Annotated in this window: 15 protein-coding genes; 8 read left to right on the top strand and 7 right to left on the bottom strand. The window is 72.5% G+C overall.

The window, feature by feature from the left end; genetic code table 11:
* Positions 1 to 11: 11 nt before the first annotated feature.
* Positions 12 to 1,637, bottom strand: coding sequence for an ABC transporter permease (locus D2L64_RS01830; protein WP_119572658.1), 1,626 nt, complete (start codon positions 1,635 to 1,637; stop codon positions 12 to 14).
* Positions 1,634 to 2,548 (bottom strand): ABC transporter ATP-binding protein, encoded by a 915-nt coding sequence (locus D2L64_RS01825; RefSeq protein ID WP_119572657.1) that lies wholly within the window; start codon positions 2,546 to 2,548, stop codon positions 1,634 to 1,636. The genes D2L64_RS01830 and D2L64_RS01825 overlap by 4 nt, the downstream gene beginning before the upstream one ends.
* A gap of 106 nt (positions 2,549 to 2,654) precedes the next feature.
* On the opposite strand from D2L64_RS01825, the gene D2L64_RS01820 reads away from it, so the two are divergent.
* A complete protein-coding gene (locus D2L64_RS01820; protein WP_147376163.1) occupies positions 2,655 to 3,440 on the top strand; it encodes a TetR family transcriptional regulator in 786 nt (261 codons plus the stop codon).
* A gap of 40 nt (positions 3,441 to 3,480) precedes the next feature.
* Here D2L64_RS01820 and D2L64_RS01815 read toward each other — a convergent pair whose 3' ends face one another.
* The 3 genes from D2L64_RS01815 to D2L64_RS01805 form a co-directional block, all read right to left on the bottom strand.
* Complete coding sequence (locus D2L64_RS01815; protein WP_119572655.1) at positions 3,481 to 4,812, bottom strand: metallophosphoesterase; 1,332 nt, start codon at positions 4,810 to 4,812, stop codon at positions 3,481 to 3,483.
* Positions 4,813 to 4,950: 138 nt separating this feature from the next.
* Positions 4,951 to 6,468, bottom strand: a complete 1,518-nt coding sequence (gene glpK, locus D2L64_RS01810; RefSeq protein ID WP_119572654.1) for a glycerol kinase GlpK — start codon at positions 6,466 to 6,468, stop codon at positions 4,951 to 4,953.
* A 196-nt stretch (positions 6,469 to 6,664) separates the two neighbouring features.
* Entirely contained in the window at positions 6,665 to 7,024 is a 360-nt protein-coding gene (locus D2L64_RS01805; RefSeq protein WP_119572841.1) for a VOC family protein, read from the bottom strand.
* Positions 7,025 to 7,121: 97 nt separating this feature from the next.
* Between D2L64_RS01805 and D2L64_RS01800 the strand changes: the two genes are divergently transcribed.
* The gene (locus D2L64_RS01800; RefSeq protein ID WP_119572653.1) at positions 7,122 to 7,649 is read left to right on the top strand and encodes an ATP-binding protein; all 528 of its coding nucleotides are present in this window, start codon (positions 7,122 to 7,124) and stop codon (positions 7,647 to 7,649) included.
* A 24-nt stretch (positions 7,650 to 7,673) separates the two neighbouring features.
* Here D2L64_RS01800 and D2L64_RS01795 read toward each other — a convergent pair whose 3' ends face one another.
* Positions 7,674 to 7,988, bottom strand: coding sequence for a TraR/DksA family transcriptional regulator (locus tag D2L64_RS01795; RefSeq protein ID WP_119572652.1), 315 nt, complete (start codon positions 7,986 to 7,988; stop codon positions 7,674 to 7,676).
* A gap of 430 nt (positions 7,989 to 8,418) precedes the next feature.
* Between D2L64_RS01795 and D2L64_RS01790 the strand changes: the two genes are divergently transcribed.
* From D2L64_RS01790 to D2L64_RS01780, 3 genes are read left to right on the top strand one after another with little or no spacing between them, the layout of a single operon-like run.
* The gene (locus D2L64_RS01790) at positions 8,419 to 8,808 is read left to right on the top strand and encodes an SCP2 sterol-binding domain-containing protein (RefSeq protein WP_119572651.1); all 390 of its coding nucleotides are present in this window, start codon (positions 8,419 to 8,421) and stop codon (positions 8,806 to 8,808) included.
* Positions 8,808 to 10,853: an amylo-alpha-1,6-glucosidase gene (locus D2L64_RS01785; RefSeq protein ID WP_119572650.1), complete on the top strand. Its 2,046-nt coding sequence runs from the start codon at positions 8,808 to 8,810 to the stop codon at positions 10,851 to 10,853. The genes D2L64_RS01790 and D2L64_RS01785 overlap by 1 nt, the downstream gene beginning before the upstream one ends.
* Positions 10,854 to 10,898: 45 nt before the next feature.
* A complete protein-coding gene (locus D2L64_RS01780; protein ID WP_119572649.1) occupies positions 10,899 to 11,411 on the top strand; it encodes an NUDIX domain-containing protein in 513 nt (170 codons plus the stop codon).
* Positions 11,412 to 11,425: 14 nt separating this feature from the next.
* Here D2L64_RS01780 and D2L64_RS01775 read toward each other — a convergent pair whose 3' ends face one another.
* A complete protein-coding gene (locus D2L64_RS01775) occupies positions 11,426 to 12,640 on the bottom strand; it encodes an LLM class flavin-dependent oxidoreductase (protein WP_119572648.1) in 1,215 nt (404 codons plus the stop codon).
* Positions 12,641 to 12,810: 170 nt separating this feature from the next.
* Between D2L64_RS01775 and D2L64_RS01770 the strand changes: the two genes are divergently transcribed.
* Genes D2L64_RS01770 through D2L64_RS01760 form a run of 3 tightly spaced genes read left to right on the top strand, consistent with a single transcriptional unit; the run spans position 12,811 to position 15,307 of the window.
* Complete coding sequence (locus D2L64_RS01770; protein ID WP_119572647.1) at positions 12,811 to 13,773, top strand: aliphatic sulfonate ABC transporter substrate-binding protein; 963 nt, start codon at positions 12,811 to 12,813, stop codon at positions 13,771 to 13,773.
* The gene (locus D2L64_RS01765; RefSeq protein WP_119572646.1) at positions 13,770 to 14,606 is read left to right on the top strand and encodes an ABC transporter permease; all 837 of its coding nucleotides are present in this window, start codon (positions 13,770 to 13,772) and stop codon (positions 14,604 to 14,606) included. Before D2L64_RS01770 ends, D2L64_RS01765 begins: the two co-directional genes overlap by 4 nt.
* The gene (locus D2L64_RS01760; RefSeq protein ID WP_119572645.1) at positions 14,579 to 15,307 is read left to right on the top strand and encodes an ABC transporter ATP-binding protein; all 729 of its coding nucleotides are present in this window, start codon (positions 14,579 to 14,581) and stop codon (positions 15,305 to 15,307) included. The genes D2L64_RS01765 and D2L64_RS01760 overlap by 28 nt, the downstream gene beginning before the upstream one ends.
* The last annotated feature ends 10 nt before the right edge of the window (positions 15,308 to 15,317 follow it).

Raw genomic sequence — 15,317 nt, 5'->3', positions numbered from 1 at the left:
GCCCCGGGCGCTCACCGCGGGGTGTCCCGCCTGCCGAAGGTGACCAGTCCGAGGGCGAGCAGGGCGACGGCCACCCCGGTCAGGGTGACCAGGGGCAGCACCGCGACGTCGGCGGCGGGCACCGAGGGTACGTGGGTGTAGGGCGACAGGTTGAGTGCGGCCTGCGGCAGCTCCAGCACCGCGCCCAGCTGCCCGAGCAGCAGAAAGGCGATCAGCACCGTCCAACTCAGCGCGACCGACCAGCGGGGCAGCGCGCCGAACAGGGCGGTCACCACCCCGGCGACCACCAGCAGGGCGGGCAGCCGCAGCGCCGCCGCCCCGGCCAGCTCGACGGTCCAGCCGATCGGGTCACCGGCGACCAGGCCGTACCCGAAGCCGGTGGTGACTCCGGCCAGCAGCACCAGCGCCAGCGCACCGAGTACGGCGCCGAGCACCTGCGTACCGAGCCAGCGGGTGCGGCTGACCGCCGTGGCGAGCAACGCCTCGAGGATGCCGTCGGACTCGTCGGCCCGGGTCCGCAGCAGGGCCTGCACCACGTACGCCCCGATGGTCAGGGCGAACAGCCCGAGCATCGCGGCCAGGTACGCGTCGACCAGTTCCGCGCCGCCGCCGAGCTGGGCGATCGCCTCGGCCGCCTGCGGATTCTCGGCGATCATGGCGTCGATCTCGTGTCCGGCCACCCCCATGCAGAGGCCGAGTACCGCGACCGCGACCGCCCAGCCGAGCAGGGCCCCACGTTGCAGTCGCCAGGTCAACCCGGCCGGGCTGAGCAGTCCGGCGGCGGCTCGGGCCGGCCCCCGCCGGGCGGCCAGCAGGCCGGCGCCGACGTCGCGGCGTTCGGCGAGCAGGTAGGCCACGGCGATCCCGGCGACCAGCAGGGCCGCCGGCAGCGCGAGGACCCACCAGCGTTGCGCCCCGAAGGCCCGGACCTGGGTGCCCCAGCCCAGCGGCGACAGCCAGGTCGGCCAGGCGCTGTCCAGTCGGATCGCGCCGGGGGCGCGTTCGCCGAGCACGTCACCGGCGGCCCGCAGCAGGAACGCCACGCCGACCGTGACGGCGGCGAGCGCGTTCGCGCCGCGGGAGGTGACCGAGAGCTGGGCGGCGACCGCGGCCAGGCCGGTGAAGGCCACCCCCACGCCGCCGATCGCCGCCGCTGCGGCCACCGACCCGGCGACCGACAGGCCGCTGCCGACGAGGGCCAGGGCCAGCAGCGCGGCGGCCGCCACGTTGGCGCCGACCACGACCACCAGGGCGGCGGTGAGCAGGGCGTACCGGCCGACCGGGGCGGCACCGAGCAGTTCGGCCCGCCCGGTCTCCTCGTTCTGCCGGGTGTGACGGATCACGGCGAAGGTGCTGAGCAGCGCGGCGAGCAGGGCGAGGGTGAGGTACGTCTCGGTGACCACCACGGCGCCGAGGTCGGTGCTGGCGATCGGGCCGTTGAAGGCCCGGGCGACGACGCTGCCGATCACGGTCTCGGCGTACCCGACGCGGGTCTGCTCGTCGGGGTAGAGCCCGGCGACGCTCTCGGCGAGGGCGTACCCGATCAGCGGGGTGCCGAGTACCCAGATGCCCAGCCGGATCCGGTCCCGGCGCAGGGCGAGCCGGGCCAGCCGGCCGGTGCCGGTGAGGCTGCTCATCGTCCACCACCGACGGAGGTGGACGACTCGACGGTGTCGCCGTAGTGGCGGAGGAACAGCTCCTCCAGGGTCGGCGGTGCGCTGGTCAACGCGCGGACCTGGAAGCGCACCAGGTGGCCGAGCAACGTGTCGAGGTGCGCGGGCTCGACCTCCAGCCGGACCCGGCCGTCGACCGTGCGGACCTCGTGCACGCCGGGCAGCTGCGCCACGCCGGTGAGTGGGCGTACCGTCTCGACGGTGACCGTGGTCCGGGCCAGGTGCCGCAGCTCGGCGAGGGTACCCGACTCCACCACGCGGCCCTCGCGGATGATGCTGACCCGGTCGCAGAGCGCCTCGACCTCGGCGAGCACGTGGCTGGAGAGCAGCACGCTGGCACCGGCCCCGGTCAGCCGCCGGACCTCCTCCTGGAAGACCGCCTCCATCAGCGGATCCAGTCCGGAGGTGGGCTCGTCCAGGACGTACAGCTCGACGTCGGAGGCGAACGCGGCGACGATGGCGACCTTCTGCCGGTTGCCCTTGGAGTAGGTGCGGCACTTCTTCGTGGGGTCCAGTTCGAACCGGCGCAGCAGCTCGTCCCGGCGCCCCTCGTCGAGGCCGCCGCGCAGCGCGCCGAACAGGTCGATCGCCTCGCCGCCGGAGAGGTTGGGCCAGAGGTTGACGTCGCCCGGCACGTACGCCAGCCGGCGGTGCAGCGCGACCGCGTCCCGCCACGGGTCGCCGTCGAGGACGCGCACCTGGCCGGAGTCGCGGCGCAGCAGGCCGAGCAGGATCCGGATGGTGGTGGACTTGCCCGCGCCGTTGGGCCCCAGGAAGCCGTGCACCTCCCCCGGTTCCACCCGCAGGTCGAGCCCGTCGAGGGCGCGTACGCCGCCGAAGGTCTTGACCAGGTTGTCGATGGAGATCACGGACATGGGGTGCCTCCCGCCGTACCGGTGCCTACTAGCGACTGCACTGACCGATGGTAAGGGACCGCCGCCACGCCCCTTCCGCCGGTCAGCGGCGGCTATCGTGATGGCCATGACCTGGGCGGAGACCGACGGCACCCGCAGCCGGATCCTGCGCGCCGCGCTCGACCTGTTCGCCGAGCAGGGCTACCAGCGCACCTCACTGCGCCAGATCGCCGAGCGGTTGCGGTTGACCAAGGCGGCGATCCTCTACCACTTCCCGAGCAAGGCGCACCTGCTCACCGACCTGGCCGAGCCGCTGATCCGGGATCTGGAGACCCTGCTCGACGCCGCCGCCGCGCTGCCGCCCGCGCGGGCCCGGTGGATGCTCGTCGAGGGTTGGGCGGACACCATGCTCAGACATCGTCGCTCCCTGGGCATGCTCTACCACGACCTGGCCCTGGTCGACCGGGGCAGCAACTACCAGCGGCTGGTGCGGATCGTGCTGCGGGCCAACGAGATCGTCGCCGGGCCGGATGCCGGTGTCGGCGAGCGGATCCGCGCGGTACAGGCCCTGTCGGCCTGCGGCGATCCGGTGTTCTTCTTCACCGACGTACCCGACGAGGTGTTGCGCGCCGACATCCTCGACGGCGTACGCCGATTGTTGGCCGACTCGCCGCCGGCAGGCCACGGCGCGGACCGGGCCGGGCCGACGCCGCCCACCGGCGGCACCCCTTCCGACCGGCGTCGACCGGGCCGGCCGCCGGCGCTGGGGCCGGAGCAGGTGTCGGCCGTTCGCCGGATGTACGCGGCGGGCCGCCACTCGGTCGACGAGATCGCCGCCGCGTTCGGTGTCTCCCGGGCCACCGTCTACCGGCATCTCGAATCGTCGGACAATAACGAGACAGTTTCGAGCTAGTTCTGCGACAGCCCCGCCGGGCGACCGGAGCCCGCGGCGGTCAGCGCACCAGACCGATGCCGCCGTACGTGCGGTCGTGGGCCGGGAAGTTCTCGGCCGTGTACGGCGCGTAGATCCAGGTACGCAGCGAGTTCGCCGCCGTGTCGACCTCCACCAGCCGCACCGGGTTGGTCCGACGGGAGTGGAACGTCTGCAGGAACGAGTAGATCCGGTTGCCGTGCACACCGGTGTCCACCCGGGAGGCCGCGGTGCCGGTGTGCCCGGAGAAGACCATCCTGATGTTGGGATAGCGCCGGATCAGGTTGTCGTAGAGGTACTGCGGGCTGGTGGAGCCGAAGCCGGCGCTCTGCCCGATGGTCGCGTCACTCTCCAGGTAGTGGTGGGTGACGACGACCACGTTGTGCCGGGGGTGGGCGGCGACGACCGCCTGGGCCCAGGCGACCGCGGCCCGGCGCGGCCACAACTCCAGCGTCAGCACCAGCCAACGCACCCCGCCGGCCGCATAGGTCGCGTACGCGTTGTCCACCTTGCCGCTCTCGAACCGGCCCTGCACCCCACCGAAGCGCTCGGCGGTGAAGTAGCGGTTGAACACCGTCGTGTCGCGCAGCAGCGGACCCGCCGGGCTACGTCGCTCACCGTCGGGACCGAAGACCTGCCCGTCGTGGTTGCCGATCGCGAGCGTGTACGGCACCCCGACCGTCTCCAGTGGTCGCAGCGCGGCGGCGGCCCGGACGTACTGCACGTGGTCGGGGGTGTCGTAGTTGACCACGTCCCCGGAGTGCGTGACGAAACGCAGGTCGAGCGCGGCGCGCTGGGCCACCAGCCAGTCGACGCGCTGCCGCAGCCGGGTGTCCGAGGCGGTCAGCACCTCCTCCTGGGTGTCCGGTACGACCGCGAAGCTGAACCTGGTGTCGACCACCGGCGCCGACTCCACCCGGGCGTACGCCAGATGCACGTTCCGGTCGCACTGGCCGGTGAAGCGGTCGTTGACCAGGTCGACGCGGACGGTGTGCTGCCCCGCCGGCAGCGCCGCCCCCACCTGGTGGCTGCCGTAGTCGGTGGTGCTGTCGACGGTGACCTCGCCGACCGGGCTGCCGTCCACGCTGACCCGGACCACGGGCCACCCGTCACAGTGGTCGCCGATGGCGCCCAGTACCAACGTGCCGGGGCCGAGCACGGTGGTCAGCGCGTGGCTGCCGTTGTGCCACAGCGTGGCATGCGTGCCCGATGGCGGCAGCGGTGTTCCGGTGGCCGGCTGGATCGTCCCGTTCACCACGACGAACGGCGACGGTCCGGCCGCGTTCGCCGAACCCGCCAACACGCCGGCCGACAGTACGACCACGACCGCGACGATCGCGCGGGTGACCCGCATTGGTTTGCCCCTCTCCACGGCAGGCTCCCGGGCCCGATATCGGGATGCTAGGGCAGACCGTCCAGGTTCGCCCGTCACCGCGCCGTCACCGTACTGGCACAGCCGGTATGCGAGCCGCGGTCATCCGGCCGCCGCCGTTCACGCCACGTCCACCCAGTCGAGGGTGCGCCCGACCGCCTTGCGCCACCCCGCGTAGCCGGTCGCGCGCTGCTGCGCGGACCAGGACGGCTGCCAGCGCCGGCTCTCGTGCCAGTTCGCCCGCAACTCGTCGGTGTTCTTCCAGAAGCCGACGGCGAGGCCCGCGGCATAGGCCGCGCCGAGGGCGGTGGTCTCGGCGACCACCGGCCGGCTGACCGGCACGCCGAGGATGTCGGCCTGCAACTGCATGCACAGGTCGTTGACGGTGACCCCGCCGTCGACCTTGAGGCACTCCAGGGCCACCCCCGAGTCCTGCGCCATCGCCTCGGCCACGTCGCGGCTCTGGTAGCAGATCGCCTCCAGCGTCGCCCGGGCGATGTGGGCGTCGGTGTTGTAGCGGGACAGCCCGACGATGGCGCCCCGGGCGTCGGCGCGCCAGTACGGGGCGAACAGGCCGGAGAAGGCCGGTACGAAGTAGACGCCACCGTTGTCGTCGACCTGGCGGGCGAGGTCCTCGCTCTGCGCGGCACTACTGATGATCTTCAGCTGGTCGCGCAACCACTGCACCGCCGACCCGGTGACCGCGATGCTGCCCTCCAGCGCGTACACGGCCGGCTGGTCGGCGAACTGGTAACAGACCGTGGTGAGCAGCCCGGCCGCCGAGCGGACGATCTCGGTACCGGTGTTGAGCAGCATGAAGTTGCCCGTCCCGTAGGTGTTCTTGGCCTCCCCCGGCGCGAAGCAGACCTGCCCGACGGTGGCCGCCTGCTGGTCACCCAGGTCCGCGGTGATCCGGACCGGCCCGGCGAACGGGCCGCTCGGCCGGGTCACGCCGTAGCCGTGCGGGTCCGACGACGCGACGATCCGCGGCAGCATGGCCCGGGGGATGTCGAAGAAGGAGAGCAGTTCGTCGTCCCAGTCCAGCGTCTCCAGGTTCATCAGCATCGTGCGGCTGGCGTTGGTGGGGTCGGTGACGTGGGCGCCGCCGTCGGTGCCGCCGGTGAGGTGCCAGAGCAACCAACTGTCGGTGTTGCCGAAGACGGCCGTACCGCGTTCGGCGGCCGCCCGGACGCCGTCGACGTTCTCCAGGATCCACTGGATCTTGCCGGCCGAGAAGTAGGTCGCCGGCGGCACGCCGGCCTTGCGCCGGATGACCTCGCCCCGGCCGTCGCGTTCCAGCGCCGCGGCGATCCGGTCGGTGCGGGTGTCCTGCCAGACGATGGCGTTGTAGTACGGGCGGCCGGTGCGCCGGTCCCACACCACCGTGGTCTCCCGCTGGTTGGTGATGCCGAGCGCGACCAGATCCGAGGCGGCCAGGCTGTGCGTGTTCAGGGCGGTCCGTACGACGGTCTGGGTCCGGTCCCAGATCTCCACCGGGTTGTGCTCCACCCAACCGGCCCGCGGCAGGATCTGCTGGTGTTCGAGCTGGTGACGACCCACCTCGTTACCACCATGGTCGAAGATCATGAATCGGGTGCTGGTGGTGCCCTGGTCGACGGCACCGACGAAGTCGGCCATGCGAGAGGTCTCCCTGTCGTGGTCGTCGCGCCCGCGGCGGATTCGGGTGCCAAGCGTTGCGCGGATTGAAGCAGAGCAAAGCACGTGCCGGGGACGGCGGCCAGCGGAGTGCGGCACGGGACCGGGTCGGGCGACACCGGTCGGGCCAGTGACCAACCGGCCGCACGGGGTGATCCCGGTCACCCGACCACCGGGCTCAGGGCCGCCGGAAGACGCAGAACTCGTTTCCCTCCGGGTCGGCCAGCACGGTCCAACGCGGCAGCGTACGGACCACGGTGGCGCCCGCCGCCAGGATGGCGTCGAGTTCGCCGTCCCCGATCGCCAGGTCCAGGTGGATGCGGCCCACCGGGGGCAGTTCCTCGGCGGGCGCTACCCAGATGTGCAGGCCGTCCCCGGTCGACGCACCCAGCAGCACCGATTCGGCCGGTCCCAGGGCGCGTTCTGCCAGCTTCTTGAGATCGTCGGGGACGATGGGCAGCCCGGTGACAGTGCTCCAGAACGGGGCGATCAGGTAAGGGTCACGGCAGTGGATGACGATCGCGGCAAGCTGTGGCATGCGGCCACGGTAGCGGTGCCCCCAGGCCACCCCCGGTACGGCGTCCTTGCTGCTGGGCAAGGGTCGCGGATGCCGCCGGACGACGTACTCTGCCTGCATGAACAACCTCGGTCGACCGGATGCCAGTGGCCCGAGCGGCCCGTCTCCCGGCGATGACGAGGTCACCTCACTGCTCTCGCTGCCGTTCACCGCGCAGACGGTGACCACGCTGCGCCACCTGCTCGCCGCGCGGATCGCCGCCGCGGGCCTGCGCGGCGACGCCGCCGAGGATCTCGTGCTGGCCGTCCACGAGTTGGTCACCAACGCCGTGCTGCACGGCGGCGGGCAGGGCCGGCTCGACCTGTTCCGACACGCCGACCAGCTGGTATGTGAGGTGACCGACCACGGCCCCGGCGGCGCCGACCTGACGGTGAACCTGCCGGCGACGAACACCCCGGGTGGTCGCGGGCTGTGGCTGGCCCACCAGCTGACCGGCGCGCTGACCCTGACCCGCCGACCGGACGGCATGACCGCCAGCGTCACCGCGAGCCTGGACCAGCAGCCGCCCGCCCAGCCCGGGGTGATCAACACGACCGGCCTGCCGCCCACCAGCACGCCGAGCGGGGACGGGCCGCCGCCCGGATAGACCGGTCCGGCGGCCCGACCCGGGTCAGCCGTTCTGCTTCTGCTGGCAGGGTACGCAGAACCGGGCGTGCGGCAGGATCTCCAGCCGCTCCCGTGGGATGGCCGTACCGCACTTCTCGCAGTCGCCGTACCGCCCCGCGGCCAGTCGCCGCAGCGCACCGGCGATCTGCTCGATGCTCTGCCGGGCGGCGATGATCAACGCGGCGTTGGTGTGCGCCTCGGCCGGGTCGCCGGTGTCGGCCGTCAGCTGGGTCAGCCGAGCCGTCTGCGTCTCGTACTCGTGGGTCAGCGTCGACTCCAGTTCGGTGAGCCACTGCTGGTCGTACATGTCGGTGCTCATGTCGAGAAACTCCCTCCGGAAAAAGAAAAGGCCGAAGCCGTTGGCTTCGCCCTTGGTCGTCCGTGCTGGGTGGACGAGTTCCGGAGGGCTCCGGCCGGCGGGGCGGGGCTGGCCGTCACCGGCCTGCGCGCAGATCCGACCCCGACGGGTCGCCGCGACGGACAGCGAGGTCGCCGTGGCTACGGCGACGCGGTCCGAGAGTGCGGCGGGGTACATCGACCCACCATAGGCCGACCGACACCGGAAGCCAATCGCATTCGTCCACGACGGCGACCGCCCTCGGCCCGGCCGGCTTACCGCACATCACCACATACTCGAACTAAAGTCGCTAAAGTCCCATACAGTGACAGGGCTTGACCGACGCGCGTGCCGCGGGTTCGGCTCCCCAGCCGCCGACCGCCGTCGGCCGGGCACGGCCCCGGGAGGTGCGATGTCGGACGCGGTGAGCGACTTCTTCGAAGGCCTCGCCCGCAACGGCGCGCGGATGCTGCGGCAGATCTCCGGGACGGTCCGTTTCGACCTCGACGGCCCCGACGGCGTGGAGCACTGGCTGGCCGCCATCGACCAGGGCCGGATCACCGTGGGCCGGGGTGGCGCCGAGGACGCCGACACGGTGATCAACGCCGACCGGGAGCTGTTTCTCCGGATGGCCCGCGGCGAGGTGAAGCCGGTACCGGCGTGGCTGCGCAACGACTTCACCGCCGACGGCGACTTCCGCCTCGTGATGGTTCTCGAACGGCTGTTCGCCCCGCCCCCCGGCGCCCGCCACCCGCGGGCGGCTGCCGGGCGGCAGCAACCGACGGGCGGTTCGGCGGCGTGATGAAGAAGCTGGTCCGGATCCTCGACGGCAACATCTTCGCGCTCAGCGAGGACAACGGGGACATGACCTTCAGCCCCACCAACCCGGCCGGCTTCTTCGGCTTCGACACCAGGCTGCTCTCCACCTGGCGGTTGAGCATCGACGGGGAGCCGCTGCACCCGCTGGCGGTGCACGAGCCGAGCTACTACCGGATCCGGTTCTTCCTGGTGCCCGGCAATCCGACCCACTACGTCGACGCCAAGGCATCGGTCATCCGCGACCGGTGGATCGCGGACAGCAGCTTCACCGAACGCCTCACCGTGCTCAACCACACCGGCCAGTCGGTCGACCACGTGGTCCGCATCGACATCGACTCCGACTTCGCGCCGATCTACCACGTGGTCTGGCCGCAGGCGTCGGCGCTGCGCGGTTACCGGGAGGTCGCGGAGGACTGCCTGCGGCTGGGCTACCGGCGAGACAAGTTCCACCGGGTCACGGACGTCTCCACCAGTGAGGCGGCGGAGGTCGACGAACGCGGGTTCACCTTCCGGATCCGGATCGGCCCACAGGGCAAGTGGAGTACGACGCTGCGCGTCAAGGGGTTGGTGCTGCGGCCGGACGGCGCCGACGTACGGGACCGGTTGCGGTACGCCGAGGCCCAGGTCGGTTCGCAACTGCGCCACGACCTGACCCACTGGCTGGCCGACGCGCCCCGGCTGCACTGCGACTGGGAACCGATGACCATGACCTACCAGCGCGGCCTGGTGGATCTGGCCGGGTTGCGCTTCTCCCCCCTCGCCATGCCGCACGAGACGATGCTGGCCGCCGGACTGCCCTGGTCGGCCACGATCATCGGCCGCGACTCCATCATCACCAGTTTCCAGACCCTGCCCTTCGTCCCCGGGCTGGCCGCCACCACCCTGCGGCTGCTCGCCCTGGACCAGGGGTCGGTGCTCGACGACTTCCGGGACGAGGAGCCCGGAAAGATGCTCAACGAGTTCCGGTACGGCGAGATGGCGGCGTTCGAGGAGCGACCACAGTCGCCGTACTTCGGCGGCGCCGACGTCACGCCGCTGTTCGTCGTACTGCTCGACGAGTACGAGCGCTGGACCGGCGACGCCGCCCTGGTGCGCGAGCTAGAGGACGCCACCCGGGCCGCGCTGCACTGGATCGACGAGTACGGCGACCTGCGCGGGGACGGTTACCTCTGGTACCAGCCGCGCAACGAGCGCAGCGGCGCGCTGAACCACTGCTGGAAGGACTCGCCGGAGGCGATCTGCTACCGCGACGGCCGGTTGCCCGGGCTGCCCCGGGCCACCTGCGAGTTGCAGGGCTACGCGTACGACGCCAAGCGGCGCGGGGCGCGACTGGCCCGCGAGTTCTGGGGTGATCCGGCGTACGCCGACCGCCTGGAGCGGCAGGCGGAGGAGCTGAAGCGGCGGTTCAACCAGGACTTCTGGATCGCCGACGGCGAGTACTTCGCGTTGGCGCTCGGCCCGGACGGCGACCAGGTCGACGCGCTGGCGTCGAACATGGGTCACCTGCTGTGGAGCGGGATCGTCGAGCGGCCCAGGGCCGAGGCGGTGGCGGGCCACCTGCTCGGGCCCCGGTTGTTCTCCGGCTGGGGGGTACGCACCCTCGCCACCGGCCAGACCAGCTACAACCCGCTCGGTTACCACGTCGGCGCGGTGTGGCCGTTCGACAACTCGCTGATCGCCTGCGGGCTGTACCGGTACGGCTTCGTCGCCGAGGCGGGCCTCATCGCCGAGAGCATCATCGACGCCGCCCAGCACTTCGCCGGGCGGATGCCGGAGGCGTTCGCCGGCTACGACCGGGAGCTGACCCGGTACCCGGTGCCGTACCCGGCGTCGAACAGCCCGCAGGCGTCCGCCACGGGGGCGACCTTCCTGCTGCTGCGTACCCTGCTGGGCCTGGAGCCGTACGGCGAACACCTGGTGGTGCATCCGGCGGTGCCGCAACGGTTCGGCCGCATCGAACTGCTCGAGATCCCCGGTCGCTGGGGACGGATGGACGCGATCGGCAACGCCCGCCTGGTCACCCGTTGACCCGGACGCAGCACCACCGCGGCGGCGCCGGTAACGTGCATCGGCATGACCGGGGTGGCGTACTCGCACTGCTCGTACTGCGGCACGGCCTATCCGGCGGACGCCGGCTGGCCCCGGCTCTGCGCCGCCTGCGACCAGACGGTCTGGCGTAACCCGCTGCCGGTGGCGGTGGCCCTGCTGCCGGTACGCACACCGACCGGGCCCGGCGTGGTCGTCGTCCGGCGCGACATCGAGCCGGCCCGCGGGCTACTCGCGCTGCCCGGCGGTTTCATCGAGTACGGCGAACAGTGGCAGGACGCGCTGGTCCGCGAGTTGCGCGAGGAGACCGGGCTGCACGCCGACCCGGCCGGGGCGAGGCTGGTCGCGGTGCACAGCGCTCCGGCCGGCGGCACGATGATGATCTTCGGCGAGTTGCCCGCCCGCCCGGTCGGGGAGCTGCCGCCGTCGGCGCCGACCACGGAGGCCACCGAGTGGCTGGTGCTGACCGCCCCCACCGAGCTGGCGTTCTCCACCCACACCCAGGTGTTGGCCGAGTTCTTCGCCCGCCGGCAGGGGTGAGCCGGTCGGCGGCCTCAGCTGGCGGCCGGGGTGAGTTCGGCTGCCGGCGCGCTGTCGAGGGGGGATCCGGACGGTACGGGCGGCGTGGCGAACGGGATCCCGGCGGGCTGGGCGGCGGTCGCCGGGTCGCCCGCCGGATGCCGCCACAGCCCGCGCTCGCGCAGGACCGGCAACACCCCCTCACCGAACCAGTACGCCTCCTCCAGGTGCGGCTGTCCGGACAGCACGAACTCGTCGATGCCGAGGGCGTGGTACTCGGCGATCCGGTCGGCCACCTCGGTGTGGTCGCCGACCAGGGCGGTACCGGCGCCGCCGCGTACCAGCCCGAAGCCGGCCCACAGGTTGGGAGCGACCTCCAGGCCGTCCCGGGCGCCACCGTGCAGGTCGAGCATCCGGCGTTGGCCCTCCGACTCGCTGCGGCGCAGCCCCTCCTGCGCGGCCCGCAGGTCGGCCTCGGCGATGCCGGCCAGCAGCCGGCGGGCCTGGGCCCACGCCTCGTCGCTGGTGTCCCGCGCGATGACGTGCAGCCGGATGCCGAAGCGGACGGTACGCCCGGCCGCGGCGGCCAGCCCTCGGATCCAGTCGAGCTTGGCGGCGACCTGGGCCGGCGGCTCCCCCCAGGTGAGGTAGACGTCGCTGTGCCGGGCCGCGACCGGACCGGCCGCCGCGGACGAACCGCCGAAGTAGACCGGCGGCGCCGGGTCGGGTAGCCGGGCCAGTCGGGCCTGTTCGACCCGGACGTGTTCGCCCGCGTGGTCGACCGTCTCGCCGGCCCACAGGGCGCGTACCACGTGCAGGAACTCGTCGGTGCGGGCGTACCGGGCGTCCTTGTCCAGGAAGTCGCCGTAGGCGCGCTGCTCGTGGGCCTCGCCACCGGTGACGACGTTGACCAGCAGCCGGCCACCGGACAGCCGCTGGAAGGTCGCGCCCATCTGGGCGGCGAGGGTCGGCGAGAGCAGGCCGGGCCGGAAGGCCACCAGGAACTTCAGCCGCTCGGTGACCTCGGCCAGCATGGCGGTGCTCAGCCAGGCGTCCTCGCACCAGGCCCCGGTGGGCGTCAGCGCGCCGACGAAGCCCAGCTGTTCGGCGGTGCGGGCGATCTGCCCCAGGTAGGCGACGGTGGGCGGGCGGGAGCCGCCGGCCCGGCCCACCGGCACGCCGTGGCCGCCACCGACGATGTCCCGGCTGTCGCCGTAGGTGGGCAGGAACCAGTGGAACGTCAACGACATGGCTCGATCCTCCGGGGCGAGGTGTGGCTGGTCGGGTCGACCGGCTCCGGGGGAGTCGTGCCGACACCCGAACAGACTACCCATAAAACCTATCGGGTTAGTAGGCTGTTGGCGCCGCCGGACGGTCGTCGATGTCCGCCGGTTCCCCCTGCCGCTGTCGAGGAGTCCTCATGCGTACCCCTGCCCCACGCCGCTTCCGCGTCACCGCCGCCCTGGCGACGCTCACCCTGGTCGCCGTCGGCGCGCTGACCGGCTGCGGCGGCGAGTCCGCCGGCGGCGACACTCCCCGACTGCGCATCGGCTACCAACGCTTCGGCGGACTGAGCCTGGTCAAGGCCCGCGCCGAGGCGCCCGACGCCGAGTGGTCGCTGTTCGAGAGCGGCCCGGCGCTGACCGAGGCGCTCAAGGCGGGCTCCATCGACATCGGCCAGACCGGGGAGGCACCACCGATCTTCGCCGCCGCCGGCCGGATCCCGTTCCAGATCATCGGCACCTCGGAGCCGATCCCGCAGGGCGAGGCGGTACTGGTCAAGGAGGACTCCGGGCTGCGCACCTTCGCCGACCTCAAGGGCCGTACGGTGGCGCTGAACAAGGGCTCCAACGTGCACTGGCTGCTGGTCCGCCTGCTGGCGGCGAACAACCTGACGTTGCAGGACATCAACGTCAAGTACCTCAAGCCCGCCGAGGGCCGGCCCGCCTTCGACAACGGGCAGGTCGACGCCTGGGTGATCTGGGATCCCTACTTCGCCCTCGCCGAGCGACCGGGGGTACGCATCCTCGCCGACGCCACCGGCCTGGCCAGCAACCGCGAGTACGTGCTGGCCCATCCGGACGCGTTGGCGCAGAAGTCCGAGCAGATCGAGGCGTTCCTGCGGACGTACCGGACGGTCACCGACTGGGGAATCGCCAACCCGGCCGAACGCGCCGCGGTGCTCGCCCCGGAACTGAAGATCCCCGAGGACGTCACCAGCCGGGCCCTGGCCCGCAGCGCCCGCGCCCTGGCCCCGGTCACCCCGGCCGTCGGCGACGAGTTGCAGGCCATCGCCGACGGCTTCGCCACCCTCGACCTCATCCCCGAACCGGTCGACATCCGCGGCCGAATCGACGACCGCTTCACCAAGGTGTTCCAGTGACCAGGGCAGCCCTCGTACCGCCGGCACCGGTGACCGCCCCGGCCACCACGCCGGGCCCCGCCCGACGGCCCGGACGCACCCTGGCCTGGCGCCGGTCGGCCACCCCGCTGCTGCTGGTCACCGGTTGGGAGGCGGCGGCCCGCTTCGGGCTGCTGGCGCCGGAGAAGCTGCCCGCACCCAGTACGGTGCTGGCCACCGGTTGGCGGCTGGCCCGCGACGGCACCCTGCTGACCCACCTGCTCGACTCGCTCACCCGGGCCGGCACCGGCCTGCTCATCGGCGGCGGGCTCGCCCTGCTCCTCGGCGCCCTCGCGGGACTGCTGCGCGTCGGCGACGACCTGGTCGACCCGCCGGTGCAGATGGCCCGGATGCTGCCGCATCTCGGCCTGGTACCGCTGCTGATCATCTGGGTCGGCATCGGCGAGTCGCTGAAGGTCAGCCTGGTGGCGCTCGGCGCCTTCTTCCCCCTCTACTTCAACACGTACGCCGGCATCCGGGATATCGACGAGCGGCTGGTGGAGGCGGCCCGTACCTGCGGGCTGGGGCTCGCCGCCCGGCTGCGGCACGTGGTGCTGCCCGGTGCCCTGCCCGCGCTCTTCCTCGGCCTGCGGTTGGCCATCGGCGCCGCCTGGCTCAGCCTCGTGGTCGGCGAGCAGGTCAACGCGCAGACCGGGATCGGCTTCCTGATGATGGAGGCCCGGGAGTTCAGCCAGACCGACGTGGTGGTCCTCGGCCTGCTCGTCTACGCCCTGCTCGGCCTGCTCTCCGACGTGGCCATCCGCACCCTGGAGAGGAGGACGCTGTCATGGCGACGCGGACTCCGGGCCACCTGACCGGCGCACCGGTGCTGACCGCCGCCGACGTACGCCGCGACTTCGGTGCCGTACCGGTGCTGGCCGGCGTCTCGCTGGGCATCGCACCGGGCGAGGTGGTCGCCCTGCTCGGCGGCAGCGGCTCGGGCAAGAGCACCCTGCTGCGGATCCTCGCCGGGCTGGACGCCGAGGCCACCGGCGAGATCGACCTGCGGGGCACCGCCGCGGTGGTCTTCCAGGAGCACCGGCTGCTGCCGTGGAAGCGGGTCGCGGCCAACGTCGCGCTCGGACTCGCCGGACCGGACGTGGCAGGCCGGGTCGCCCGGGCGCTGGCCGAGGTCGGCCTCGCCGACCGGCACCGGGCCTGGCCCGCCGAACTCTCCGGCGGGCAGGCGCAACGGGTCGCGGTCGCCCGGGCGCTGGTCCGCGAACCGGACGTACTGTTGCTCGACGAACCGTTCGGTGCGCTCGACGCGCTCACCCGGCTGCGCATGCAGGGTCTGTTGCGTCGGCTGCGCGCCGAACACGGCTTCGCCGCGCTGCTGGTCACCCACGACGTGGAGGAGGCGCTGCTGCTCGCCGACCGCCTGCTCGTACTGGAGGACGGTGTCATCGCCGAGGAGTTGCCGGTGCACCTCGGGCCGACCCGGTCCCCCGACGATCCGGCGTTCGGTGCGCTGCGCCGCCGCCTGCTCGACCGCCTCGGCGTGCCGGCACCCTGAGGCGCCGGCG

The sequence above is a fragment of the Micromonospora radicis genome (genome assembly GCF_003583405.1).
GTDB classification, from domain to species: domain Bacteria; phylum Actinomycetota; class Actinomycetes; order Mycobacteriales; family Micromonosporaceae; genus Micromonospora; species Micromonospora radicis.
Note: the sequence above shows the minus strand (reverse complement) of the source record. Positions and strands in the feature narration are given on the sequence as shown.

Coding starts and splice junctions, on each gene's coding strand:
- D2L64_RS01830 (WP_119572658.1), bottom strand. CDS start 1,637: ATGAGCAGCCTCACCGGCACCGGCCGGCTGGCCCGGCTCGCCCTGCGC.
- D2L64_RS01825 (WP_119572657.1), bottom strand. CDS start 2,548: ATGTCCGTGATCTCCATCGACAACCTGGTCAAGACCTTCGGCGGCGTA.
- D2L64_RS01820 (WP_147376163.1), top strand. CDS start 2,655: ATGACCTGGGCGGAGACCGACGGCACCCGCAGCCGGATCCTGCGCGCC.
- D2L64_RS01815 (WP_119572655.1), bottom strand. CDS start 4,812: ATGCGGGTCACCCGCGCGATCGTCGCGGTCGTGGTCGTACTGTCGGCC.
- glpK (WP_119572654.1), bottom strand. CDS start 6,468: ATGGCCGACTTCGTCGGTGCCGTCGACCAGGGCACCACCAGCACCCGA.
- D2L64_RS01805 (WP_119572841.1), bottom strand. CDS start 7,024: ATGCCACAGCTTGCCGCGATCGTCATCCACTGCCGTGACCCTTACCTG.
- D2L64_RS01800 (WP_119572653.1), top strand. CDS start 7,122: ATGAACAACCTCGGTCGACCGGATGCCAGTGGCCCGAGCGGCCCGTCT.
- D2L64_RS01795 (WP_119572652.1), bottom strand. CDS start 7,988: ATGAGCACCGACATGTACGACCAGCAGTGGCTCACCGAACTGGAGTCG.
- D2L64_RS01790 (WP_119572651.1), top strand. CDS start 8,419: ATGTCGGACGCGGTGAGCGACTTCTTCGAAGGCCTCGCCCGCAACGGC.
- D2L64_RS01785 (WP_119572650.1), top strand. CDS start 8,808: ATGAAGAAGCTGGTCCGGATCCTCGACGGCAACATCTTCGCGCTCAGC.
- D2L64_RS01780 (WP_119572649.1), top strand. CDS start 10,899: ATGACCGGGGTGGCGTACTCGCACTGCTCGTACTGCGGCACGGCCTAT.
- D2L64_RS01775 (WP_119572648.1), bottom strand. CDS start 12,640: ATGTCGTTGACGTTCCACTGGTTCCTGCCCACCTACGGCGACAGCCGG.
- D2L64_RS01770 (WP_119572647.1), top strand. CDS start 12,811: ATGCGTACCCCTGCCCCACGCCGCTTCCGCGTCACCGCCGCCCTGGCG.
- D2L64_RS01760 (WP_119572645.1), top strand. CDS start 14,579: ATGGCGACGCGGACTCCGGGCCACCTGACCGGCGCACCGGTGCTGACC.